Source organism: Paraburkholderia sp. RL17-368-BIF-A, assembly GCF_046054045.1.
GTDB lineage: Bacteria > Pseudomonadota > Gammaproteobacteria > Burkholderiales > Burkholderiaceae > Paraburkholderia > Paraburkholderia graminis.
This window is the reverse complement of the sequence record NZ_JARESN010000014.1, coordinates 62,543-87,650: the sequence shown is the minus strand read 5'-3', so window position 1 is coordinate 87,650 and position 25,108 is coordinate 62,543. Positions and strand designations below refer to the sequence as shown.

Annotated in this window: 22 protein-coding genes; 7 read left to right on the top strand and 15 right to left on the bottom strand. The window is 64.4% G+C overall.

All coding sequences use genetic code 11. The features are described from left to right. Positions 1 to 68: 68 nt before the first annotated feature. From P0D87_RS22945 to araD, 4 genes are all read right to left on the bottom strand, one after another. Positions 69 to 1,136, bottom strand: a complete 1,068-nt coding sequence (locus P0D87_RS22945) for a LacI family DNA-binding transcriptional regulator (protein WP_053859434.1) — start codon at positions 1,134 to 1,136, stop codon at positions 69 to 71. 105 nt (positions 1,137 to 1,241) lie between these two features. Then, positions 1,242 to 2,570 carry an MFS transporter gene (locus tag P0D87_RS22940; RefSeq protein ID WP_053859435.1) on the bottom strand — a complete coding sequence of 443 codons (1,329 nt, stop codon included), beginning with the start codon at positions 2,568 to 2,570 and terminating at the stop codon, positions 1,242 to 1,244. A 100-nt stretch (positions 2,571 to 2,670) separates the two neighbouring features. Further along, positions 2,671 to 3,405 (bottom strand): ribonuclease activity regulator RraA, encoded by a 735-nt coding sequence (locus P0D87_RS22935; RefSeq protein ID WP_029966172.1) that lies wholly within the window; start codon positions 3,403 to 3,405, stop codon positions 2,671 to 2,673. A 17-nt stretch (positions 3,406 to 3,422) separates the two neighbouring features. Continuing rightward, positions 3,423 to 5,207 carry an L-arabinonate dehydratase gene (araD, locus tag P0D87_RS22930; protein WP_053859436.1) on the bottom strand — a complete coding sequence of 595 codons (1,785 nt, stop codon included), beginning with the start codon at positions 5,205 to 5,207 and terminating at the stop codon, positions 3,423 to 3,425. 210 nt (positions 5,208 to 5,417) lie between these two features. Here araD and P0D87_RS22925 point away from each other — a divergent pair, with 210 nt between their 5' ends. The 3 genes from P0D87_RS22925 to ligK are packed head-to-tail and all read left to right on the top strand — an operon-like array spanning position 5,418 to position 7,937. Beyond that, positions 5,418 to 6,188 carry an IclR family transcriptional regulator gene (locus P0D87_RS22925; protein WP_029966176.1) on the top strand — a complete coding sequence of 257 codons (771 nt, stop codon included), beginning with the start codon at positions 5,418 to 5,420 and terminating at the stop codon, positions 6,186 to 6,188. A 37-nt stretch (positions 6,189 to 6,225) separates the two neighbouring features. Further along, positions 6,226 to 7,251, top strand: a complete 1,026-nt coding sequence (locus P0D87_RS22920) for an amidohydrolase family protein (protein ID WP_053859437.1) — start codon at positions 6,226 to 6,228, stop codon at positions 7,249 to 7,251. A gap of 2 nt (positions 7,252 to 7,253) precedes the next feature. Then, entirely contained in the window at positions 7,254 to 7,937 is a 684-nt protein-coding gene (ligK, locus tag P0D87_RS22915; protein ID WP_029966178.1) for a 4-carboxy-4-hydroxy-2-oxoadipate aldolase/oxaloacetate decarboxylase, read from the top strand. A gap of 46 nt (positions 7,938 to 7,983) precedes the next feature. On the opposite strand, the gene P0D87_RS22910 is transcribed toward ligK, so the two are convergent. The 7 genes from P0D87_RS22910 to P0D87_RS22880 form a co-directional block, all read right to left on the bottom strand. Further along, complete coding sequence (locus P0D87_RS22910) at positions 7,984 to 9,711, bottom strand: hypothetical protein (RefSeq protein ID WP_082367106.1); 1,728 nt, start codon at positions 9,709 to 9,711, stop codon at positions 7,984 to 7,986. A gap of 352 nt (positions 9,712 to 10,063) precedes the next feature. After that, positions 10,064 to 11,212 (bottom strand): DUF1501 domain-containing protein, encoded by a 1,149-nt coding sequence (locus P0D87_RS22905; protein ID WP_053860748.1) that lies wholly within the window; start codon positions 11,210 to 11,212, stop codon positions 10,064 to 10,066. Between the two features lie 5 nt (positions 11,213 to 11,217). Next, positions 11,218 to 12,726 carry a DUF1800 domain-containing protein gene (locus P0D87_RS22900; RefSeq protein WP_408637048.1) on the bottom strand — a complete coding sequence of 503 codons (1,509 nt, stop codon included), beginning with the start codon at positions 12,724 to 12,726 and terminating at the stop codon, positions 11,218 to 11,220. 73 nt (positions 12,727 to 12,799) lie between these two features. Continuing rightward, positions 12,800 to 13,321 carry a periplasmic heavy metal sensor gene (locus tag P0D87_RS22895; RefSeq protein WP_053859439.1) on the bottom strand — a complete coding sequence of 174 codons (522 nt, stop codon included), beginning with the start codon at positions 13,319 to 13,321 and terminating at the stop codon, positions 12,800 to 12,802. Continuing rightward, positions 13,318 to 13,743: a hypothetical protein gene (locus P0D87_RS22890; protein ID WP_053859440.1), complete on the bottom strand. Its 426-nt coding sequence runs from the start codon at positions 13,741 to 13,743 to the stop codon at positions 13,318 to 13,320. The genes P0D87_RS22895 and P0D87_RS22890 overlap by 4 nt, the downstream gene beginning before the upstream one ends. Further along, positions 13,740 to 14,333: an RNA polymerase sigma factor gene (locus P0D87_RS22885; protein ID WP_258196152.1), complete on the bottom strand. Its 594-nt coding sequence runs from the start codon at positions 14,331 to 14,333 to the stop codon at positions 13,740 to 13,742. Before P0D87_RS22885 ends, P0D87_RS22890 begins: the two co-directional genes overlap by 4 nt. A gap of 209 nt (positions 14,334 to 14,542) precedes the next feature. Then, positions 14,543 to 14,857 (bottom strand): YXWGXW repeat-containing protein, encoded by a 315-nt coding sequence (locus tag P0D87_RS22880; protein ID WP_006049409.1) that lies wholly within the window; start codon positions 14,855 to 14,857, stop codon positions 14,543 to 14,545. A 374-nt stretch (positions 14,858 to 15,231) separates the two neighbouring features. Here P0D87_RS22880 and P0D87_RS22875 point away from each other — a divergent pair, with 374 nt between their 5' ends. Continuing rightward, positions 15,232 to 17,703 (top strand): two-partner secretion domain-containing protein, encoded by a 2,472-nt coding sequence (locus tag P0D87_RS22875; RefSeq protein WP_053859441.1) that lies wholly within the window; start codon positions 15,232 to 15,234, stop codon positions 17,701 to 17,703. Between the two features lie 18 nt (positions 17,704 to 17,721). Here P0D87_RS22875 and P0D87_RS22870 read toward each other — a convergent pair whose 3' ends face one another. From P0D87_RS22870 to P0D87_RS22855, 4 genes are all read right to left on the bottom strand, one after another. Beyond that, complete coding sequence (locus tag P0D87_RS22870) at positions 17,722 to 18,990, bottom strand: alpha-hydroxy acid oxidase (RefSeq protein ID WP_053859442.1); 1,269 nt, start codon at positions 18,988 to 18,990, stop codon at positions 17,722 to 17,724. Positions 18,991 to 19,068: 78 nt separating this feature from the next. Beyond that, on the bottom strand, positions 19,069 to 20,616 hold the full coding sequence (locus tag P0D87_RS22865; protein WP_006049404.1) for a UxaA family hydrolase: 1,548 nt from the start codon (positions 20,614 to 20,616) through the stop codon (positions 19,069 to 19,071). A 33-nt stretch (positions 20,617 to 20,649) separates the two neighbouring features. Beyond that, positions 20,650 to 21,933, bottom strand: coding sequence for an MFS transporter (locus P0D87_RS22860; protein ID WP_006049403.1), 1,284 nt, complete (start codon positions 21,931 to 21,933; stop codon positions 20,650 to 20,652). 26 nt (positions 21,934 to 21,959) lie between these two features. After that, entirely contained in the window at positions 21,960 to 23,099 is a 1,140-nt protein-coding gene (locus P0D87_RS22855) for a mannitol dehydrogenase family protein (protein ID WP_053859443.1), read from the bottom strand. Between the two features lie 312 nt (positions 23,100 to 23,411). Between P0D87_RS22855 and P0D87_RS22850 the strand changes: the two genes are divergently transcribed. The 3 genes from P0D87_RS22850 (at position 23,412) to P0D87_RS22840 (ending at position 25,085) form a co-directional block, all read left to right on the top strand. Then, entirely contained in the window at positions 23,412 to 24,122 is a 711-nt protein-coding gene (locus P0D87_RS22850; RefSeq protein ID WP_006049401.1) for a FadR/GntR family transcriptional regulator, read from the top strand. Positions 24,123 to 24,217: 95 nt separating this feature from the next. After that, entirely contained in the window at positions 24,218 to 24,457 is a 240-nt protein-coding gene (locus P0D87_RS22845) for a hypothetical protein (RefSeq protein ID WP_053859444.1), read from the top strand. A 58-nt stretch (positions 24,458 to 24,515) separates the two neighbouring features. After that, a complete protein-coding gene (locus P0D87_RS22840) occupies positions 24,516 to 25,085 on the top strand; it encodes a YdeI/OmpD-associated family protein (RefSeq protein ID WP_053859445.1) in 570 nt (189 codons plus the stop codon). Positions 25,086 to 25,108 lie beyond the last annotated feature (23 nt).

The following is a 25,108-nucleotide window of genomic DNA, read 5'->3' as shown; positions in this document are numbered from 1 at the left end:
AAAAGGCGCTGCTTGATCTGTTCACGCGTATCAATCATCTGAGTCATTAACCACCAGAAAAACCCACTTCAACTACTACCACGCCGCACGACCTCAAACCCCACATCGGTCACCTTGCTCTGCCCCGACCCACTAAGCCGATCGAGCAGACACCGCGCGGCCGTGACTCCAATGCGCGTGCCATCGACATGCACCGAAGTAAGTTGCGGCGTCGTCTCCGTCGCGAACTCGAGATCGCCGAATCCGCAGATCGCCAATCGCGACGGCACGCTCAACCCCATTTGCCTCGCCGCGCTCAACGTGCCGATCGCGAGCAGATCCGAGCCGCAAAACACGGCGTCGATATCCGGCGCCTGCTCGATCAAACGAGGCAGCGCCGCCTTGCCGAGCGCCACCGAACTCGGCGGCGCGACGAGTACTTCGGCAATCCCGGATATGCCCGCCTGCGCGAGCCGCTCACGAAAACCGCGGCGACGGGCGAGCGCGCGTTCGTCGTTAGCGGACACGAGCCCTGGCTTGCGCACATTCCTTTGCAGAAAATGCTCGGCGACCGCGACGCCGATCTGGTAATGCGAAAAGCCGACCAGCATGTCGATCGGTCGATCGGTCATGTCCCACGTCTCGACAATCGGAATGCCGACGTTCGCAAGCCGCTCGCGCAGCGAATCGGTATGCGCGACGCCCGTCAGCAGTACGCCTTCGGGACGGCGGCTCAGCACTGCGTCGAGTAAAGCCTCTTCGCTCGAATCGTCGTAGCCGCTCAGCGCGAGCAGCACCTGGTAGCCGGCGCGCGACATGGTCTCGCTGAATACCTGAATGGTTTCGGAAAACAGCGAATGCGCGATGGTCGGCACGATCGCCGCGATGAGCCGCGAGCGCGACGACGACAAGCCGCCCGCGAGCCGGTTCGGCACATAGCCGAGCTTTTGCACGACCTGCCGCACGCGTTCGAGCGTTTCCGGCGCGACCGTCTCGGGGCTGTTGAACACGCGCGACACCGTGATCGGCGCGACGCCCGCTTGCGCGGCGACATCGGTGATGCGCAAGCCCTTGGGACCGCCGCGCATGCGCCGGACGGGCGCCGCCGCGTCGGGCAACTCAGCGCCGGCGGCAGCGGGCGGTTCTTTATTCGGCATGGTGGCTGACAGGAGAAGATGGATCGCGCGCGTATTCTAAACCGCGCCCTATCGCAGACGGCTCGGGCACTCGCGCGACATGCATTGAGCGCTGCGCGTCGTGGCTTACTCAGTCACCGCGACCCCGCTTTGCGCGACACGGGCGCCTCGGTCGCGGCGCAAGATGAAAACCGTGACGATAGCGAATACGAGCAGACAGGTCGCGGGAATCATCATCGGCGCCTTCACGCTGCCCGTCGTTTGACGAACCCACGGCACGAGGTTCTGCGCGATGAAGCCGCCGATGTTGCCGAGCGAATTGATCGCGGCAATGCCGGCCGCGGCACGCGCGCCGAACAGGAATTTCGGCGGCAAGGTCCAGAAGCACGGAATCAGCAGATACATGCACGGCGCGCCGAAACACAGCGCGATAAAGCGCAGCGTGTTGGTCGGCAGAAACACGGCGCTCGCGAAACACATCACGCCGAGCAGTGCCGAAACCAGCATTGCGATGAGCGCGCGATTGCCGGTGTCGCGCAGTTTCGAAGGCAACCATGCGAGTACGATCGTCGCCATCAGCCACGGAATGATGTTCAGCAAACCGTTGGTCGTATTGCTCACGCCAAAGCCCTTCACGAGCGTCGGCAACCAGTAGCTCACGCCGTAGACGGAAATGGACAGCATCATGTAGTAGAGCGCCATGCCGATCACGCGCGGCTCGGTCAACACGCTCAACAGCGAACCGTGCGTCGCGACGCTCGCCTTGATCTGCGCGCGCTCGGCATCGAGCGTGTTCGTGAGCCACTGCTTCTCGTCGGCGGAAAGAAATTTGGCTTCTTTCGGCGACGACGGCAACAGGAACAGCACCACCACCGTCAACAGCACCGACGGCAGCCCGGTGACGATGAACACGAGTTGCCAGCCGTCCAGCCCCGCGAGCCCGCCCTTGTCGAGCAGCCAGCCGCAAATCGGCGCCCCGACCATATTGCCGAGACTGCTGCCCACCGTGAAATAGCCGAGCATGCGCACGCGATGCCGCGACGGGAACCACAGCGTCAGATAATAGATCACGCCAGGATATAAACCCGCTTCCGATGCGCCGAGCAGAAAACGCAGCACGTAAAACATCGTCGCGTTCTGCGTGAAGGCGAGCAATATCGTCACCACGCCCCACGTCAACATGATGCGCGCCATCCAGCGCGGCGCGCCGTACTTGTGCAGCATCACATTGCTCGGCACTTCGAAAATCAGATAGCCGATGAAGAACAGCGACGCGCCCAGACCATACGCGACCTCGGAAAGTCCGAGGCTGCCGAGCATTTGCAGCTTCGCAAAGCTGATATTGGAGCGGTCGATATAGGCAACCAGATAAAGCAGCCCCAGCAGCGGCATCAAACGCAGGGCAAGGCGGTTGATCAGGCGCGATTCGGCGATGGCCGGTGTCATGGTGCTCACAACGTCTCCTACGGCCGCGTGTTTTGCGCGAGCCTGTTTCCTGCGATGGATCAATCAAGCGTCGTTCGATTCGGCGATGCAGATGCAGATGCCACGCCGCTTATGGCCGTTGCGCACGCCATTGCGCGTACGCGGCCAGCGTTTCCTCGTTCGGCGGATAAGTGCCGCGCAATGGCCGGCCTTCTTCGATGCGCGCGGCGATGAACACTTCGAGCTGCTCCTGCTCGGCGGCATCGCGCGCGACATCGGCGGCCATTTCACGCGGCACGATCACGACGCCGTCCACGTCCGCGACGACGATGTCGCCCGGATACACCGCCACGCCGCCGCACGCGATCGGCACGTTCATATCGACGGCATGATGTTTCGCGAGATTGAGCGGCGCGCTCGCGCCCGCGCACCAGATCGGCAAGCCGAGCGCCGCGATGGTGCCGCTGTCGCGCACGGGTCCGTCCGACACCATGCCCGCGACGCCGCGCTTCGCAAGACGCAACGCGAGAATCGAACCGACCGATGCCACCGATCGCTCACCGCGGCAGTCCTGCACGAGCACGCTGCCGGCAGGCGCCGTTTCGACGGCCTTGCGCTGAGGATGATCCGGGTCCTGAAACACGCCGACGTGATCGAGGTCTTCGCGCGCCGGGATATTGCGCAGCGTGAACGCGGGACCCACGACATTCGGCGCGCCGGGCGCGGGCTTCACGAGCGGCGCCACGCCTTGCAAGAACACGTTGCGCAAGCCGCGCTTGAAGAGTTGCGTGGTCAAGGTAGCGGTGCTGACGTGCCTCAACTGTTCGAGCGTCGCTTCGCTCACGACGATTTCGGATGCGGTCATGAAGGACTCCGTTTGAATTAGTGGATCTCGGGTTCGCCGCGTTTCGCGTCCGGCGCGCTTTGTGCCGTGTCGCGCGAAGCCGTGGCCTTCAGCGGCTCTTCGAGGAAGTCGAAGTCGCAGCCTTTATTCGCCTGCAACACATGCAACTGATGCATCACGCCGAAGCCGCGCTCGAATGGCAGTTTCGGCGGCTGCCACGCTGCTTTGCGCGCGGCGAGTTCTTCGTCGGTGACGTTGAGATGCAAACGCCGCGCGGCCACGTCGAGTTCGATCATGTCGCCGTCCTTCACGAGCGCAAGCGGGCCGCCGACGAACGACTCGGGCGCCACATGCAGCACGCATGCGCCGTAGCTCGTGCCGCTCATGCGTGCGTCGGAGATGCGCACCATGTCGCGCACGCCCTGCTTCAGGAGTTTTTGCGGAATCGGCAGTTGGCCCCATTCGGGCATGCCCGGTGCGCCAACCGGCCCCGCGTGCTGAAGGACGATCACCGAATCGGCGCTCACGTCGAGCTCTTCCATGTCGATGCGCGCCGCCATGTCCGCATAGTCCTTGAACACCACGGCGGGACCGCGATGCTTGAGAAGATGCGCTTCCATCGCGGCCGGTTTGATCACCGCGCCGTCGGGGGCGAGATTGCCGGCCAGCACGGCGAGGCCGTCGCTTGCCACGACGGGATTGCTGCGTCGACGGATCACGTCGTCGTTGAATATTTCGGCACCCGAAATGTTTTCTCCGAGCGTCGCGCCGTTGACCGTCAGTTGCGAGCCGTCTATCAGATCGCCCAGTTCCACCAGCAGCGCGCGCAAGCCGCCCGCGTAAAAGAAGTCTTCCATCAGGTACTGACCCGACGGCCGCAGATTGCCGATCACAGGCGTGATGCGCGACAGTTCGTCGAAGCGCGCGGTCGTCAGGTCGATGCCGGCGCGACGCGCCACGGCCACCAGATGCACGATCGCATTGGTCGACCCCGACATCGCGAGCACGGTGGTGACGGCGTTATCGAATGATTTCGCGGTGAGAATGTCCGACGGCTTCAGGTCGGTCCACACCATCTCGACGATGCGCTGCCCGGTCAGCGACGCGAATTGCGCATGCCGCGAGTCGACGGCGGGAATCGACGAAAAGCCCGGCAGCGTGAGGCCGAGCGCTTCGGCCGCGCTGGTCATGGTCGATGCGGTGCCCATCGTCATGCAATGGCCAGGCGAGCGCGCGATGCCGCTCTCGATGCCCTTCCAGTCGTCCTCGGTGATGTTGCCCGCGCGCAGTTCGGCCCAGTATTTCCAGGTGTCCGAACCGCTGCCGAGCGTGCGGCCGTTCCAGTTGCCGCGCAGCATCGGACCTGCCGGCAGAAAGATCGCCGGCAGGTTCATGCTGATCGCGCCCATCAGCAGGCCAGGCGTGGTCTTGTCGCAGCCGCCCATCAGCACGCAGCCGTCGAACGGATACGACTTCAGGATTTCCTCCGTCTCCATCGCGAGGAAATTGCGGTACAGCATCGTGGTCGGTTTCTGGAACGGCTCGGCCAAAGTCATTACCGGCATCTCGACCGGAAAGCCGCCGGCTTGCCAGATGCCGCGCTTCACTTCCTCGACGCGCTGCTTGAAATGCGTATGGCACGAGTTGATCTCGCTCCACGTATTGACGACGGCGATCACCGGCTTGCCCATGTAATCGGACGCGTGATAGCCCATTTGCGCCGTCCGCGACCGATGACCGAACGAGCGAAGGTCGTTCACGCCATACCAGCGATAACTGCGCAACTGCTCGGATGTTTTGCGGTTCGCCACTGATGTCTCCATGGTATCGCTACCATCCCGCCACAAGGCTTGGTCGCGGGACGGCGCTGTCGTGATAGACGCGATGGTAGCGATACCATCCGGCGCTGTCGCTCAGGGATATTACCGACGAGGCTCCTGCATCCGCGATTGACGGCACGAGGCGATCGGACTAGCATTGTTCCATCCAACGATTATTGGTTCTATCCAATAGAACAAACACCGGAGCGAATCATGGCCCGCAGTAGCGAGACGGCGCGCACGCCGCAAGGCGTCACCTCGAGCGGCATCGACGTGCTGGACCGCGCGGCGTCGATCCTTTTTGCGTTTCGCCGCAATGACGAACCGCTCACGCTGACGCAGCTTTCCGAACGCACGGGGCTGTACAAGAGCACGCTGTCGCGACTCGCGCAGGCGCTGTGTCATCACCAGCTTCTGATTCGCCGCGACGACGGGCGCTACTGGATCGGCTCGGCCGCGATGCATCTGAGCGCGGTCTATGAAGCCGGCTTCGATCTGCGCGACATCCTGCTGCCCGCGATGAAGGAATTGAGCGAGGAAACCGGCGAGGCCGTTTCGTTTCATGTGCGCGAGCGCGATCACCGCGTGTGCCTCTATCGCATCGCGTCGCGCCACTCGATCCGCGCCGAAGTGCAGCAAGGCGACACACAGCCGCTCGAACGCGGCGCGGGCGGCCGCGTGCTGCTCGCGTTCGCCGGCGAACCCGGCGAGCCGTACGAGACCGTGCGCTCGCGCTACGTGTATCTGTCGATGGGCGAACGCGACCGCGAAACCTCGGGCATATCGGCACCCGTGTTCCGCGTCGGCCAGGAACTCGTCGGCGCGCTCGGCATCGTCGGACCCTCCGCGCGCATGGGCATGGAGGAGATGGAGCGCTATCGCCCGCGCCTGCTGGAATTCGCCGCGCGCGTGACGAAGGCGTTGGGCGGCGACGCGGAGCCTTTGCTCGCGGCGGCGTCGGCTACAGAAACCGCGTCGCGCTGACGACACATCACACCGCATTTTAATTCGGACTACTTGCATGATCATCGACATTCACGGTCACTACACGACCGCACCGAAAGCGCTTGAAACATGGCGCAATCGCCAGATCGCCGCGCTCGGCAATCCCACTGACGCGCCCAGGCCGTCCGAACTGCAAATCAGCGACGACGAACTGCGCGAGTCAATCGAAACCAACCAGTTGCGCCTGATGCGCGAACGCGGCCTCGACCTCACCGTCTTCAGCCCGCGCGCGAGCTTCATGGCGCATCACATCGGCGACTTCAACGTGTCGAGCACATGGGCCGCGATCTGCAACGAACTGTGTTATCGCGTGAGCCAGTTGTTTCCCGAGAACTTCGTTCCGGCTGCGATGCTGCCGCAAAGCCCCGGCGTGGACGTCGCCACCTGTATTCCCGAACTCGTGAAATGCGTCGAGCAGTACGGCAATGTCGCGATCAATCTGAACCCCGATCCATCGGGCGGACACTGGACGAGTCCGCCGCTCTCCGATCGCTACTGGTATCCGATCTACGAGAAGATGGTCGAGTACGACATTCCCGCGATGGTCCATGTCAGCACGAGTTGCAACGCCTGCTTTCACACCACCGGCGCGCATTACCTGAACGCGGACACCACCGCGTTCATGCAATGCCTCACGTCCGATCTGTTCCGCGACTTCCCCACGCTCAGGTTCGTGATTCCTCACGGCGGCGGCGCAGTGCCCTATCACTGGGGACGTTTCCGCGGCCTTGCACAGGAAATGAAAAAGCCGCTGCTCGAAGAGCATTTGTTGAAGAACATTTTCTTCGACACCTGCGTCTATCACCAGCCGGGCATCGACCTGCTGACGAAAGTGATTCCCGTCGACAACATTCTCTTTGCCAGCGAAATGATCGGCGCGGTGCGCGGCATCGATCCGCAAACCGGCCACTACTTTGACGATACGAAGCGCTATGTCGAAGCAGCGGAGATGAATCCGCAACAGCGCGACAAGATCTATGAAGGCAACGCGCGGCGCGTCTATCCGCGCCTCGATGCCGCACTCAAAGCACAAGGACGTTGAACATGTTTGAACTCGGCGTGGTTTATCGCAACATCGCGCGCGCGGATAGCCGCGTCGCGGAAGGACTCGGCGCGCTCGGCAGCGCAACCGTTCACGAAGCCATGGGACGCGTCGGCCTGATGAAGCCGTACATGCGGCCGATCTACACCGGCGCGCACGCATCGGGCACCGCCGTCACGGTGCTGCTGCATCCCGGCGACAACTGGATGCTGCACGTCGCGGCCGAACAGATTCAACCGGGCGATGTGGTCGTGGCCGCCGTCACCGCCGACTGCACCGACGGCTATTTCGGCGACCTGCTCGCCACGAGTTTCCAGGCGCGCGGCGCGCGGGCGCTCATCATCGATGCAGGCGTGCGCGACGTGACCGTGCTCACCGACATGGGCTTCCCTGTGTGGAGCAAGGCGATCTCGGCGAAGGGCACGATCAAGGCCACGCTCGGCTCCGTGAATATTCCGGTGGTCTGCGCGGGCGCACTGGTGACGCCGGGCGATGTGATCGTCGCCGATCACGACGGCGTGGCCGTGGTGCCGTCGGCGCAAGCGCAAGAGACGCTCGACAAGGCCAGCGCGCGCGAAGCAAACGAAGCGCAAAAGCGCGCGAAGCTCGCCTCCGGCGTGCTGGGCCTCGACATGTATCAGATGCGCGAGCCGTTGCGGCAACTGGGGCTGCGCTACATCGACTGAGTGTGAAGCGTGATGCCGATCGGTCAGGCATCGTTCGGCGTCGCGCTCAATTGTCCGGATGACTCGCGACGGCGCTCACGAACGCGCTATACGTCTGATTGACCACCACGCCGTCGATCATCACGCCATACGTGGTGTTGCCGCTATCGAGCTCGTAGTACATCGTCGACTGGATGTTCTTTGTCTTTCTCGCCTGATAGTAGCTCGCGTAGCGTGCGCTGATGTAATCCGCGCGATAGGCCACCGTCTTTTCGGGTCCGGTATTCCACTCCGTTAGCAAAAACGGCTTGCCGTAGCGCGCTTTGCAGTAAGTCGGCAGATCGAAGCCGGGACCCGAACCGTCCGAACCGATGTCGAAGATGTCGCCGTAGATCTCGTAGTTGTGCCACGTCGTCATGTCCCAGCGCACGGTCGGGTAGCCGCTCGTGCCGTCCGGTTGCGTGCCGTCCCACAATGCGTCGGCGGCGCCGACGTCCGCGACGCAGAAGTTGATCCCGCATTTCGCCGCGGGCTGCGCGAACTTCACGCCATCCATCATGCCGCGCATCAGGCCGCGCATGATCGGCCAGTTCGCGTTGCTGAAGTCGACCGCCTTCGTGCCGGCATTGGTCGAGTCGAGAATGATCGCGGGATCGCGAGTCAATTCGTTGCCGCACTCGTACATGACCACGCCGTATGGCGCGAGCGCGCCGGCGACTGTCACGCCGCACGAATGCCCCCGCGCATAAGCCGCCGATTCGCTCGCGAGCAGCGCGCCGTTGGCGTCGCGCATGCCGATCTGGATCACCACGAACAGCGTGAGCCCCGCCGCCTGGAAAGCCTGCGCGAGTCTGACGACGGCCGTGAGTTCGGTGGGGTCGTCGGTGACGCCGACGCGATATGTCGAGCAGCCCATGTTCTGCATGATCGACACGACCTGCGCGGGCGTGTAGCGATAGTCGTAGTGTCCGTTGATGCCATGGAACATGCCGCTAGCGGCCGCCACCGGAATACGTGGATCGGCGCACGGCAGCCATTGGTCGATATCGTTGCACACGTAGAACTGCGCGCCCGCTGCGCGGCACCACAGCTTGCCGCCGTACCACAGCAGCAGCGACACGTTGGAGCTCACGCCGACCGCGGCGTTGTTGCGCAGAACGACGCCGTTCGCGACGGTCCAGATTGCGCCTACTCTGTCGATGATGCGCGACGCGCCAGGAATCGTCGTGCCGTCGAGCGACGTGCCGCCGAGGCGCGGATCGGCGCACGCGTACCACGCGGAGCCGCTCCAGCCGTAGAACTGCCCGCCCGTGCCCTGGTGATAGATCACGCCGCCGGACCACAGCAGCAAGGACACGCTGAACGTGTTGCCGGCCTTCGCGCCGTTGCGGTAGACCGATCCGCCGACGACGGTCCACACCGCCGCCTGATTGTCGATGACCGATGCCGCGGGCGGAATCGCCGTGCCATCCGCCGACGCGAGCGCGGACCCGGATGCGTCGTTATTCGACGTATTCGACGCTCCGTTGTTGCCCTTCGATCCGCTCGACGTTGCGTTGCTCTGCGTGGCCCCGGTGCTGTCGGTCGCCGAGGTCGTGCCTGTGGTCCCTGTGGTGCCTGTAGTGCTTGTGGTTCCCGACGCCGCGCTCGTTGAACTGGACGTCGCGCTGGTCGTCACGCCCGCGCTCGTCCCCTTGCCGTCGCCGCTGCCACCGCCACCGCCGCCGCATGCGCTCAGCACATAACTGCCGCTGACAGCCGTCAGCAAGCCGAGAAACTCACGTCGTTTAACCATGGCAAGACAATCCAACGCCGGGGAGGCCCGGACAAAAATCGGTGAAATCAGAGGTGGTTGCGGATGGGGAAAACAGCGCTGCCTTTATTCGTTCGCCATCCTTATCAATCGGCGTTGGGCGCCGACGAGGCGATCGCCACGAATAATGGGGCGCGGTCAATTTTCCCGCTGGCTGCTCACTGCAACCCATGCCTGGATGTCGGCAGGAAACGGCCGCTTGCGTAGGGCTCACGCGAAAAAAATTTGAATCTCGCGTGAGCGCCCGCTGCGGGGGAACGATCTGCTTGCCGCAGATGTGAGGAGGAAGGAGAGAGGGAGGCGCTCCGGCTGGCACGCAGCCGGAGCGTATCGACTACGCGCGAACGATACCGCTGAACGGCTTCACCGCAGCCGCGCGGCCGAACAGCACGCGCGCCGTGTGCTTCGGATCGAGACCGAGTGCTTCGCTCGCGGCACCGGCGATCAGCGCATCGAGCGAAGCGGTCGGCTTGAGGTCGCGGGCCTCATAGAGATCGCGAGGCGTGAGGCCCGGCCAGTCCGCGACGACACGGCCGCCCGCCACCGCGCCGCCCAGCACCATCGCTACCGAGCCCGTGCCGTGGTCGGTGCCTTCGGTGCCGTTCGCGGCCGCAGTCCTGCCGAACTCGGTCGCCACCAGCACGGTGGTTTTGCTCCACGCAGGACCCATGCCGTCGCGCAATGCCGCGAGCATCGTGTCCAGTGCTTTCAACTGATTGGCAAGACGCGCGTTCTGCGCGCTATGCGTGTCCCAGCCGCCGGTCTCGATCATTGCGATGCGCGGACCGTCGTCGCGTGCGAGAAATCCGGCCGCCAGTTTGCCGAGGCTCGCGGGGTCCTGGCGCGCGCCGGCGTCGCCCGCGAGACCGCGTGCCGTCATCGCGGATTCCCACAAGGGGCGCAACTGCGCGTCGTCGTCGTAGAGTTGCGAGACGCGCATCAGCAGATCGTCGGGCGCCGGCGGCAACGCGGACGGCGCGTACGACGTGACGGCCGCCGTGCCACGCAGCGCCATTGGCACGGTGGGCGCAAAGGCGATTGCCGTCTCGCGCGCGGCGGGCAGCAGCGCGGCGAGCCGGTTCAGCCAGCCGTCCTTCACCTGATACGGCGACGCGCTGCCGGTCTCGAGCACGTTCTGTCCGTCGAAATGCGAGCGATCGCGATACGGCGACGCCACCGCGTGCACGAACAGCGCCTGACGGTCCGCGTACATCGCGGCCATCTGCGTGAGCGCGGGATGCAGCGCAAAGCTGCCGTCGAGCCGGTGAGCGCTCGACGGATCGATTGCGAGCGCGCCGCGCAACTTCGCATAGGCAGGTTCCGCGTACGGCACGACGATGTTCAGGCCATCGGCCGCGCCGCGCTGAATCACGAACACGAAACGGCGCTCGCTGACCACATTCGCAAACGCGATGCGCGGCGACACGAGAATCGCGCCCGCGCCCGCAGCGGCGACTCGCAGAAATTGACGGCGTGAGGACATGGCGTTCATCTCCGTTGAAAGTCCGGTGAGACCAGCAAAAGCGCAATTGCAGTGGATGCGCTTTCGGCGCGCGCGATCGCCACCGCGCTCGGCGCGCCCAGCGATCCGGCGAGCAGCGCCTGGCCGAGCGAGCGCGCGTCGAGCCGGTCGCCGACGCGCGCCGCGAAGCGCTGTGCGACCTCGACGCGGCGCACGAGCGCATCGGGCGCGGCCCAGCTTGCGGCGACGTCGTCGTAACCGGCGGGCGAACCGGGACGCCATACGGGTTGACCAAGCTGCGTCAACAGAGGTGCGGCCTGCAGATTGCCGAGGTCTTGCCAGCCGAGCCCGCGCATCGACGAAATCGCCCATTCCCACGGCGTCTTGAACTTCACCGCGACGGGCGACCAGGCTTCGTGCATGTCGATCAATGTGCGGTACAGCGTCGGCAGATCGCCGCCGCTCGTCATGAACGCGCTCGCCAGCTTGTCGCTCGCAGCCGCGGGCGGAGTATCGGCGATGAAATGACGGGCCAGCTTGGCGCCGATGTGTTGCGCGGTCGCAGGCGCAGTCGCGAGGTCATGCAGGATCGCGAGCGCCTGGTCCTCGCCGCGCTGATCGTAGCGACGTCCCATGACGGTTCGCGCGCCGAGCTCGTGCAGCGCTTCGCGAAACACGAAGGTGCCGGGCGCGGCGGCAGTCGGCATGGACTGCGCGGGCGGTTTGCCCTGCATGCCGGCGTTGGCAGGATCGGTCGCCACACTCCAGCCCGTCAACGCGCGAGCAAATTCAGTAACGTCGTCCTGGCTATAGCCGCTGCGCGCGCCGAGCGTATGCAGCTCCATGATTTCGCGCGCGAGGTTTTCATTGAGGCCACGCTTGCGCTCGGGATTGCGCGCCGCCGCACGCAGCGCCGCCGTGCTGTCGGGCCCGACCGAACGCGTCTGGTCGAGGAACACCTGCATCGCCGGATGACGCTCGACCGCCACCAGCATGTCCTCGAAACGGCCGAGCACGTGCGGGCGAATCGCCTCCGCTTCGAACGAACCGGCGAGCGCGGCCACGGCGGGTTTTTCCGTCGATACCGCGAAATGGTTCGCCCAGAAATGAACCAGCCGCTCGATGAAAGGCGTCTGCGTGGTCAATGCGCTAAGCACGCGCGCATTCACCGAAGCGCGATACGTGTCGCGTATTTCGACATGCATCGCTTTCCGTTCGGCTTCCTTATCTTTTTTCACCGAGCTTTCCGATGCCGCTTGCTGGCCGCCTTGCGCGTTGCTTTGTTGCGGCGTGTTCCCATCGCCAGGCTTGCGCTGCCGTTGCTGACGCAACTGCATGCGCTGCTGTTCCAGTTCGCTCGACAAGTCAATCGAATCCGGCTGATCGGCCCAGGCAGCAGGCCTCGGCTCATAGTGCTCGAATTGCGCGAGCAGCCACGCCTTCGGGTCGGCGGGCGCTGGGTCGTCGGGGCGCGCGCCGAGGCCGAAACGGTTCAGCGCGATCGCAGCAGTCGTCAGATTGGATGAGGCAGTCATACCGCCCTCTCAGGCATTGAATAGTGCTTGAACGTTGCGCACGCATGCAATCCGTCGCCGCTCGCAAACATTTTTATTCGCTCGAAGGGGCGGCCGGCGATGCAGCGCTCGCCGGACCGGCGCCCTTCGCGCTTGTTTGCGGCTCGCGCCACTGTCCGCGCAAGCGCAGGCTGTCGGCGAACTCCACGCGCTCTTGCGGCGACAACGTCGCGGCGAAATCCGCGACACTGCTTTCCACTTTCGCACGCAGGCCGCTGTCGGCCTCACGCGTGCGAGCCAACGCAGCGTCGAGCGCCGCGCGATCCAGTTGCGGCGCGGCGAGCAGACGCAATACCTCGCGACGCGCTTCGCGCGCCTCGCGCGCAAGCTGCCGGCCGTCGCGGCGTCCATTCCTCAGGCTCTCGGCGAACGCCTTCTGCCGCTCCGCCGACAGCGTCTGTGCGGCAAAACGCAAGGCCCGCTGCTGCGCGGCGAGCGGCGCCGCGGCATCGCGCGCCGCATACCATCGATAAGCGCCGCCCGCGATCGCGCCAAGCAAAAACACATTGAGGACGAGCGACACTACGAGCACGACTTTCCATGACCGGCTGTTCATTCGCCGCTCCAGTCGGCGGACGATCCACCGAAACTCGACGTGAGATAAGAGGATTCATGCACAGGCGGCACCGCTTCCGTCAACACGAAAAACGACACCGCCAACGCGCCGGCCACGCCACCGAGCAGGCCGACACCGACCGCAGCGCCCGACCACCACCACGCGCGCCGCTGTGGTGTCGCCCGCCGCGCAGGCCGCGCGGGCGCGCTTGCAACGATGCGCTGCTGCAACGCGACGTCCGGCGACGCGAGCCGATCCGTCGCGAGCCACGCATCAAGCCCGGCGGCTTCGTCAAGCCATGCTTGCGCCTGCTGACGATGCAAACCCGCCCACGCCTGCGCCGCGGCTCGCTCCTGCGGCGGCCAACGCTGTGGATCGGCGCCATAGGCTTCGACGATCTGATGAAATCTTTCGGGCGTCATGACTTGTCCTTGCTAAGGCCGCTGCCGGCCAGTTGAGCGCGCAGATTGCGGCGTGCGCGAGCGAGCAGGCTTTCCAGCGCATCGACGGTGATGCCCATCAGCGCGGCCGCGTCGATGTTCGACATCTCCTGGTAATAGCAGAGCACCAGCGCCTCGCGTTGCCGCACCGGCAGTGCGGCGAGTGCTTCGCGCACGCGCTCGTCGCGAGCCCGCGCTTCGAGCCGCACGTCGGGCAGCGCGGCGGGATCGATCTCGTCGGGCAGTTCGTCGCGTACTTCTTCACGCCGGCCGCGCAGCCGGTCATAGCAAAGGTTCAGCGCCACGCGATGAATCCACGTGTCGAATTTCGCCTCGCCTTCGCGCCAACGCGTCGCGTGTTTCCAGATTCGCACGAACACTTCCTGCGCGACGTCTTCCGCTTCCATGCGGTCGCCCAGCATGCGCATGGCCAACGCGAGCAGACGCGGCAGCTTGCGTGCGACGAGCGTGCGCACGGCGGCCGCATCGTGGCGGCCGACCTGCTCGAGCAACTCCGCGTCGGGGTCGCGTTCACTCAAGACGCGGCGCTCCCGGCATACATGCGATGCAATTCACGTCGGCTTCAACTCTCATGTTCGTTGCGCGTGCAACGGTGATCGATACGCACGGCAGCCGGGACCGCCACTCTCAATACACGACGACTGCCGGACGATAGTAGACCGGCCGCGCCGGATACACCACGCAGCCGGCCAGCGACGCCGCCAGCAGCATTATCACAAGCGTTTTCATGGCGATTGCCTCACTGGTTACGCGAAGCCGTTCAGGCCCAATGACCTTCGACCCAGCGCCAGTTCGGCCCGCGCTGCACCCAATGTCCCGGCACCCAGTGATAGCCGACGCGCACCGCCTGCCAGTGACCGGGCACCCACACGTAGCGGCCGTGATGCCAACGCCAGCGGCCCTGATCCCACACGTAGCCCGCACGAGGCGCCGGCACGACCTCGACGCGCGGAGGCGGCGGCGCGACCGGCGCGATGATCACGGCCTGCGCGAACGCGGGCGCGGAGCCGACGAAGGCGCCACCGGCCAAAGCGGCGGCAAGCATGAAAGTCCCAAGGCTTTTTCTCGATGTCATGCTGGTTTCTCCCGTTCGATATCGAAACATGCCGAAGCATGTCGAAGCACAATGCGGCTTCGTTTCTTCTTGAACGCACCAGCAGCGAAAAATCCGTCGCTGCGCTCGCACAAAAAAATGCGTCAGCGAAATGACAGATGACGTCATGAAAACGTAGGGATTTAGCGCGCGGCAAACGCCTGCGCTTCCTTCCACACATGCCCAATGATCTGCAAAAAGCGACACCATCACGGCACAAAGTGCTGTGATTATTACAGCGTGTCATCAAAGCGCACTGCTAAGCTGATTCAGCAGACTTCATCCGACGACGCGGATCGTGCAACGGCATCCGCGTTCCGCCGCGCGCGTATCGGACTGACACCGAGGAGGCACACATGTCATTTCGGTTAATACCCCGAGCGGTTCAAGGCACTCTTCGGACAGGCATCGCCGCGCGGCATCGTTCAATTGCGCTCGCACTGTCGCTCGCCGGATTGATTCCGGCTTCCGTGGCGATAGCGGCGGGCGTGTTGCCGCAAGGCGGTCAGTATGTCGGCGGCCAGGGTTCGATCAACACCAGCGGCAACAACCTGATCGTCACGCAACCGGGCTCCACGCGCGGCGTGATCGACTGGAACAGCTTCTCGATCGGCAAGGGCAATGCCGTGATGTTTCAGAACGGCTCGGGCGCGACGCTCAATCGCGTGACGGGCGGTTCGCTCTCCGCGATCCTCGGCAAGCTGAGTGCAACAGGCGACGTTTATCTGATCAACCCGCAAGGTATCGTCGTGGGGCCGTCGGGTGTGATCAGCACCGGCGGACGTTTCCTGGCCTCCACACTCGACGTCTGCAATTGCGCGTTCATGAACGGCGGCGCGCTGACATTCGCAGGCGACTCGAATGCGAGCGTCGTGAATCTCGGCAAGATTAGTTCGACGGGCGGCGACGTATTTCTGATCGCGCGCAACGCAGTAGTCAACGCGGGCACCGTCGAAGCGCCCAACGGAACCGCCGAACTCGGCGTCGGTGCCAACGTGTTGTTGCAGGATTCGTCGAGTGGCAAGCAGCTTTTCGTGCAAACCGGCAGCAAGGGTACGGTTGCGAACGCCGGGGCCTTGCGCGCCGCGCAGATAAATTTGCAAGCCGCAGACGGCAACATCTACGCACTCGCGGGCGGCGGCACGCGCGTACGCGCAACGGGCACGGCGACGCGCGGCGGCCACGTGTGGCTCGTCGCCGATACGGGCAGCGTCGCGCAGCGCGGCACGATTGTCGCGTCCAACGCAGACGGCAGCGGCGGCACCGTCGACACGCAGGCGCTCAATCTCTCGTTCGGCCGCGACGCACGCGTGCTCGCATCGCAGTGGAACGTGACGTCCCCCGTATTCACGATCGACACCGCCGCCGCGGGTGCGCTTCGCCGCAGTCTCGACGCGGGCACCTCCGTCAACGTGACCACGACAGGCGCAAACGGCGTATCCGGCGATCTGAGCGTCGCCTCGGGTCTGAACTGGAACGGCGCAGCCGCGCTGTCGCTTGCGGCTTATCACGATGTCTCGATTGCATCGGGCGTCACGCTGAAAAACTCGGGCTCCGGCAATCTCACGTTGCGCGCGGACGCGTCGGGCATCGACAACGGCGGCAGCATCGCGAACCACGGCACGCTCGACTGGTCCGCGAGCACCGGCATCGTCAGCGCGCTTTACGACATGACGGGCACCTACAGCCCCGGCACGGTGCTCACCAATAGCGCGTGGACCGCCGCGCCGTTCAGCGGACTGCTGACGCAGGCGACGGCCTACAAGCTCGTCAATTCGCTGAACGACTTGCAGCAGGTATCGGCGGATCTCGCCGGCAACTATGCGCTAGGCAAGGACATTGACGCGAGCGCCACGTCGGGCTTTCCACCGGCGTTCGCCTTTACTTCCATCGGCGACGGCGCCACGCCGTTCTCCGGTCAGTTCGACGGCATGGGTCACGCCATCAGCGGCCTTACCTTGTCGCGCACGGTGCTCGTTACGCCGGGTTCGATCACCGGCGGTCCCGACCAGCGCGCAGCAGGACTCTTCGGCGTGATCGGCACGACGGGTGTCGTGCGCAATGTCAACGTGAACGGAAACATTAGCGATCCGAACGATTATGGATCGTACGGAATACTGGCGGGATTCAACTACGGACTCGTCACCTACGTTCGCACGAGCGGATCGGCATCCGACTTTGGAGGCTACAGCTACGCGTCGAGTACGGGTGGCCTCGTCGGCTATAACTACGGCACGATCACGCGCTCGGGCAGCAGCGTCAATGTATTGGCCGAAGGCACACCGGGCGGTCTCGTGGGCATCAACGCGGGGACGATCAGGCAATCGTATGCGACCGGCGCGGTGACGGCGGAGGCGCATACCGGCGGCGGAGGCGGACTCGCAGGAAGCAACTCGGGCCTCATCTCGCAGTCGTATGCGACGGGTCAGGTATCGTTTCAGCCGAACTATTGCGGCGGCGGCAACGGCACGGCCTGCACAGATGGCAGCGCCGCCCTGGTTCAACGAAACGACGGCACGATCGAGCAGTCGTTCGCGACCGGCCAGGTGATCCAGAGCATTCAGCCCGCGCTGGGTCCGCCCGCGCTCGGCGTCGCGAGCACCAACAACGGCACGATTGCGGGCGACGTCTACTGGGATACGCAGACCACTCACGCGACGCGCGACGTGTATAGCGGCACTGGCACATCGGCGGCGAAGGGATTGACCACTGCGGAAATGAGCGCGCCGTCGAGCTTCGGTCCCACTTACGACTTCAGCTCAACGGGCGTGTGGGCGATGCCGGCAGGCGCCACGCATCCGGTATTGCGCTGGCAGCTTGCGCAATGAGCAGCGCGGCCTTGCATCTCACGCCTGCAGGTAAGGCTCGCCAGTTACCGGAGCGTCGTGGCCGACGAGGGCAACGCGTCGTTCCTGCAGCCGCCGCGATAGCGCCCCGTCGTGCCCAACACGGCGCAGATAGCTTCGGTCGAGTTCCGCGATATCGCGGCAACCAAGTAGTCCGAGCGCACGGTCGATCTCCGTTTTGAGAATATCGATGGCGCGTTCGACGCCCGGCTGACCGCCCGCGCTCAAGCCATAAGTCGTCGCGCGTCCGAGCAGCACCGCATCGGCACCCAACGCGACCGCTTTCAGAATGTCGGTGCCGCGGCGGAATCCGCCGTCGAGCATCACGCACAGCCTGCCGCCTGCCTGCTCGACGACCTCGGGCAATACATCCATCGCCGAGACCGCTCCGTCGAGTTGCCGGCCGCCGTGATTCGACAGCACGATGCCGTCGACACCCGCCTTCACCGCTTCGAGTGCATCGGCCGCGCCGAGCACGCCCTTCACGATCAGCCGATGCGGCCACAAATCGCGCAACCAGCGGATGTCGTCCCACGACAGCGACGGGTCCAGTTGCTGACCGAGCGTGATCGTCGCGCCCTTCACGCTGTTTTGCCCAGGCGGCAACAAGTCGCCGAGATTCGCGAAGCGCGGCATGCCGCTCGGCCACAACACGTTCGCCATCCAGCGCGGATGCCGCAGCACATCGAACTTGTTGCGCCAGTCGAGCTTGAGCGGCTCAACGTAATTGCGCAGGTCCCATTCGCGTTTGCCGAACACCGCGCTGTCGGTCGTCACGACGAGCGCTTCGATGCCCGCGGCCTCCGAACGCTGCGCGAGCTTCGCAAGCGATTCGCGCGTGCGGTACATGTAGACCTGCATCCATATGCGGCCGCCCGCACGCCGCACGACGTCTTCGAGCGCGACGGTCGATACGTTGCTCAGTACAAACGGAATGCCGGCCGCCGCCGCCGCGCTCGCCATCTTGACGTCGCCTTCGCGGAACATCAGTCCGCTATAGCCGGTCGGGCCGATCATGAACGGCGCAGCGCTGCGCTCGCCGAACAGCGTCACGCTCTGATTGCGCTTTTCAACGTTCACGAGCGTACGCGGCAGAAAAGCGAGTTCGCGGAACACATCGCGATTGCGGCGCAGTGTCGCCTCGTCTTCGGAACCGCCCTCCACATACTCGAAACAGAAATTCGGCAAGCGCCGGCGCGCCATCGCGCGCAGATCGTCGATGCCATGCGCACGCTTCACGTCGCGGCCTGCATAAAGGCGGCGTTCCAATTCAGTGTCTCCTATCAGCGATTCATGCGGCTATCGCGTTTCAATCGGGTTTCAGTTTGCGTAACGTGCGGGTTCGTGTCACGTCACCACGCCGACTTGCCACGGCACGAATTCACTTTGCCCGTAGCCATGCAATTCGCTTTTCGTGCGCGTGCCGGACGCGCAATCGAGCATCATCTGGAAGATCGCTTCACCCAGTTCGTCGATGCTCGCGCTGCCGTCGATCACGCCGCCGCAGTTGAGGTCGATGTCGTCCGCCTGACGCTCCCACAGCGTGTTGTTCGTCGCAAACTTCAGCGACGGCGACGGCGCGCAGCCATACGCGGAGCCGCGCCCCGTCGTGAAGCAGATCACGTTCGCACCCGAGGCAACCTGGCCCGTCGCGGAGACCGGATCGTAGCCCGGCGAATCCATGAACACGAGACCTTTTGCGGCGACCGGCTGCGCGTATTCGTAGACGTCGACGAGATTCGTCGTGCCGCCCTTCGCGACCGCGCCGAGCGATTTTTCGAGGATCGTCGTGAGGCCGCCCGCCTTGTTGCCGGCCGACGGATTGTTGTCGAGCGCGCCGCCGTTGCGCGCGCAGTAGTCCTGCCACCATGCGATTCGCGCAAGCAGTTTCTCGCCCACAGCGGGGCTCACCGCGCGGCGCGTGAGCAGATGCTCGGCGCCATAAATCTCCGGCGTCTCCGAGAGAATCGCGGTGCCGCCATGCCGCACGACGCGATCGACCGCGGCACCAAGCGCGGGATTCGCGGAGATGCCCGAGTAACCGTCCGAGCCGCCGCACTGCAAGCCGATGCTGAGATGCGAAGCCGGCACGGGCACACGCTGGATGCGGTTCGCGTCGGCGAGCATTTCCTGCACCATCGCGATGCCGCGCTCGATCGTCTTGCGCGTGCCGCCGCTGTCCTGGATCGTAAAGCTGCGCAGCTTGAGGTCGCTGCTGCCGAGACCGCCGGCCTCGAGCACGCCGTCGATCTGGTTCGTTTCGCAGCCGAGCCCGACGAACAGCACCGACGCGAAGTTCGGATGCACCGCATAGCCCGCGAGCGTGCGGCGCAGAATGCGGATGCCTTCGCCCTGCGTGTCGATGCCGCAGCCGAGGCCGTGCGTCAGCGCGATCACGCCGTCGACGTTCGGATAATCGGCGAGTGCATCGGGATGCACGTCGCGGCGGAAATGATCCGCGATCGCGCGCGCGACCGTCGCCGAGCAATTCACACTCGTCAGGATGCCGATGTAATTGCGCGTCGCAATGCGCCCGTCGCCGCGACGGATGCCCATGAAGTGCGCGGGTTCCTTCACATAAGCGGTCGGTTGTGCATCGACGCCGAACACATGCTCGCGCGCGAACTCGGACATGCCGAGGTTCTGCACATGAACGTGCTGGCCGCGCGCAATCGCTTCGCGCGCGACGCCGATGATCTGGTTATAGCGCTTGACCGGCTCGCCTTTCGCGATGTCGCGCGTCGCGATCTTGTGGCCGGGTGGTATCAAACCGGTGACCACCAGTTGCTCCGCGTCGATGCGCGTGCCCGGCAGTAGCTGGCGAGTCGCGATGATGACGTCGTCGCCCGGATGCAGACGGATGATCGCGGATGCGACGCTGGCTTGAGTCGACATGAGAAGCCTCGAAAGCAGAATGAATCGGATGGGTCAGACAGTGGAGCTCACGCGCTCGCGCTCGTCGTCGCGAGCCGGTTCGATCGACAACGGCTCGATGCGGCCCACGATGACGAGATAGCTGAACGCACCGAGAAAACAGAAACCGCCTGCCACCACGAGCGGAATCGTGAACGAGCCCTTGGTGAGCGCGACCATCGCGCCGGTGAACGTGGTGATGACGATGCCCGCCAGGTTCGACGCGAAGTTCTGAATGCCGCCGATCGACGCGACATGGCCCGGCGTCGGCGCAACGTCGCCTGGCAGCGACCAGATGCTCGCCGCGGCGAACGCGAGGCTGCCGTACGCGATGCCGAAGAACGCGAGCATCAGATACACGTTCTCCGTGAACGCCGACAGCGTGATCACCGACGACAACAGCATGCCGCCGACCATGCACGTCTTGCGCGCCGCGGTCAGGCTCCAGCCGCGCCGGAACAGCGCGTCGGACACATAGCCGCCGAGCCAGCCGCCGGGAATCGCGATCAACGCCGGAATCATGCCGAGCGTGCCGAGCGATTTCAGCGAAAAGCCGCGCGTCTGCACGAGATAGCTCGGAAACCACGTGATGAAGAAATAGATCACGAAGTTCAGGCAGAAGAAGCCGAGCATCATGCCCCACAGCGTGCGGTGGCGAAACAGCGACGCCCACGTGACCTTTTGCTGGCCGCTCGTTTGCGCTGCGCGCGTGGCGTCGTGCGCGCCGTCCAGATCGTCTTGCGACGGATTGCGATAAATCACGAACCAGCCCGCGATCCACACCGCGCCGAGCAGGCCGGTTAGCACGAAGGCCGCTTTCCAGCCGAGCGCGCTGATGATGAGCGCGACGACAGGAATCGACAGCGCCGAGCCGACGCGCGAACCGCTGTCGAAGATGCTCGTCGCGATGGCGCGCTCACGCGGATGAAACCATTGGCTGACGAGCTTCGCGCACGACGGATACGCACCCGCCTCGCCCACGCCGAGCAGCAGCCGGCAGCCGAACATGCCGGCGACGCTGGTGGTCACCGCGGTCGCGGCGGTAAACAACGACCACCAGCCGACTGCGAGCGGCAACGCAATGCGCGCGCCGACGCGATCGACGAACCAGCCGAACGGCATCTGCATCAACGCGTAGGTCCAGAAAAAGCCGCTCAGAATGAAGCCCATTTCGGCGGGGCCGATGCCCAGCGCCTTTTCGATTTGCGGCGCGGCGACCGCGAGATTCGCACGGTCGATATAGTTAACCGCGATCGCGAGAAAGCATAGAAAGATCACAACCCAACGCATTTTTTTCATGAAACTGTCTCCTCCTGGGCTGATAGTCAGGTGTTCAGATGATCGGGCGACGCTGCGAGCGCCGCGCGAAGACGCGGCTGTTCGAGGTCCAAACGCAGTTCATGCGCCAGATCGATCACCGGTTGAAAGCGGCGTTGCTTCTTCTGCTCGTGATTGCGGGCGATGTCCGCGAGACGATGATCGAGGAACGGATTTTCGAAGCGCTCGCGCACGTCATCGAGATACGCACGCGCGTCGTCGCCCTGGCCGAGCGCGTCGAAAACGGGCAGCACCTCGTCGCGCCATAGCGATTCGAGGTCCGCACGCAGCGCCGGATCGCGCATCGCATGCAATGTGTTTTCCTGTGGATCGCGCGCGTCGACTTTCCAGCGTTCCGCGAGCCACGTGTGGCCGAGATTGAGCAGCAACAGCTTCAGGCGCTCGTAGTGCGGCAGATCGTCGGTGACGATCATCGCTTCGTGCTCGCACGGCAGCACCATGCCGTCCTGGCGCTCGATCGCCCACAGCGCGTATGGCTCGGCATAGGCGCCGACCGGCCGGATCGGCTCCGACACGATGCGGTCTACCAGCGAGTTCACCCACACGCAGGTCTCTTCGATATAGCGGATGAATTCGGGCTCGGCATTCCAGCTACGCGCGATGTCGGCGACGAGCGCACGCAGCGTCTCGCCGTTGCGCGATACGAGTTCGCAAGGCAGCAGCGTGAGCGGCGCGGCGCCTGCGTTGAAGCGCGCGTGCAGCAGCACCACGAGCTTCGCCGCGAAGCCGCGCGGCACGCTGGCGTCACGGCGCAGCAGCTCGGCGGTATCGTCGGAGAAACACTCGTAGCCGCGGTCGCCGGTGTTCGAGATCACGACGCGCGCATCGCGCGCGAAGCGCTCCACCACCGTCGGCCAATCCGTGTTGGCGTTCAAGGCTTCGCTGATCGCACGGCAACGCGTCGTGGTATCGATCACCGCTTCGCGGCGCACGCCGCGGATACGCACGTCGTACTCGCCCTGCGCGCGCAATGCGTCGATACGCGCGAGGCTTTCCGGATTCGCCGTGGTCTGCACGACGGTCACATGGCCGAGCGCGCGCCCTGCGTCGAGCGCTTCGGACACGAACAGATCCGCATGCGCCTGCAAAAATCGGCTTGTGCCGAATTGAAGAATCGGGTTGGCCATTGTTGGTTACTCCAGGCTCGGCACGCGAGCAGCACGTTAATGACGCGCGCGTCCGGTTTGAGTTTTTAGTCAGTGTGGAATTTCGTTCGGCAAGGAGCGCGGCGCAGCGACGCCCGCAGGTTGCATCGCTTCCGGCCTTACCACTTTGCGAAAAATAACGGTAAACTGGCTCACTGGTCAAGCCAATTTGCCGGCTCCCTGGGAAAACCCCGAGCTTCGTCCCGAGCCGCGATTTGCGCCGCTGGCGCTTCGCTCTACAATCGGCGTTCGCCTTACCGGGCTTGATGAAGCTCCACCGCCAGGAAACGTTTTGTGACCACCAGAGCTGCCGACACTCGCCGTCTCTATCTCCAGATCGCGGAAAAGCTGCGCGACCTGATCGCCCAGCCGGACTTCGCGCCGAATGGCCGCTTGCCGCCCGAACGCGCGCTGGCCGAGACGCTCGGCGTGTCGCGGCCGTCGGTGCGCGAAGCGCTCGTCGCGCTGGAACTCGAAGGGCTCGTCGAAATTCGCATGGGCTCCGGCGTCTATCTGTGCGCTGCGCCGCCCGCGAAAAAAGGCGCGGCGCTTTCGCAGGCCGAGCTCGGCGACAGCCTGCTCGACATCATGGGGGCGCGCTGCGTGATCGAAGGCGCGATCGTCGCGAGCGTCGCGCCGTTGTGCAAGCCGAAGGACCTCAAGGCGCTGCGTGCGATCTACAAGGAGATGGAGCACGAAGTGGAGGCCGGCAGAATCCCCGTGACGGCCGACCGCGCCTTCCATCTCGCCATCGCGCAGATGTCCGGCAACGAAGTGCTCGTGCGCACCGTCAGTTCGCTATTCGACGCGCGGCATAGTCCGCTGTCGGAAAAGCTGCGCGGCCACTTCGAAAACGAAACGACGTGGCGCGCGGTGCCCGACGAGCATCGCGCGATTCTCGAAGCGCTTGAAGCGCGCGATGCGATCCAGGCGCAAGCGGCGATGTTGCGGCATTTGAAGCTGTCGTTGGAGCGGGTGATTGCGGGTGGGCAGCGCAATAGCTAGCGTGTGAAACGGGGGCGCTGGGTTGAGCGTATCGGTAGTGCTGGCGCATGGCTTGCTCGCGATGAACGCACTAATGCAACCCATAGGAGCACACGATGACGAACACACCATCGAACGACGACGATGATCGGGGCAACCCTTCGAAATCTACCGGGGCTTCCGGCGGCGGCTCCTTCGGCAATCAGCGCGGCGCGCCGGTGACCGGCGGCTCGCCCGACAATGGCGAGCGAGGCGATGGCGATGTTCATCCGTCGCGTAATGATGAGGCGCCGGCCGGGCGCGAAAGCGAGATCCCGACGCAACGCGATACCGGGCACGATACTGAACGCCGGTAATGCGAGCCCTCGGTGAACGAAAGCGCCGTCGGCCTGAATGCAACCATTCGGACCCACCATGACTGAGCCTCGTCTGACATGCCTTGACCAGCATGAATGGGAAAACTGGTTGACGCAAAACGGCGACACGTCGACCGGAATATGGCTGCGCCTTGCCAAAAAGGGAGCCGGGCAGCCAACCTTGACTTACGAAGAGGCGCTGGAGAGCGCCCTTTGTCATGGCTGGATCGACGGCCAAAAACAGGCTGAAAGTGAAGAATACTGGTTGCAACGCTTCACGCGACGATCAGCAAAAAGTATCTGGTCGAAGCTCAACAAAGAGCGGGCCGAAGCGCTGATCGCCGCAGGCCGAATGCTTCCTTCGGGCATGCGGGAAGTCGAGAAAGCCAAAGAGGATGGCCGCTGGGAAGCTGCGTATACGTCGGCCAGCAACTCAGTCGTACCGGACGACCTGCAGGCCGCACTCGCTGCGAATCCCAAGGCCAGCGCCTTCTTTGCGACGCTGAATGGACGAAACCGCTACGCCATCCTGTTTCGGATACAGAACGCCAAAAAGCCCGCAACACGGGTGCGAAAGATCGAGGAGTTCATCGGCATGCTGAATCGCGGCGAAACCATTCATCCGTAATCGCGAAGATCGGGACGCGGCGG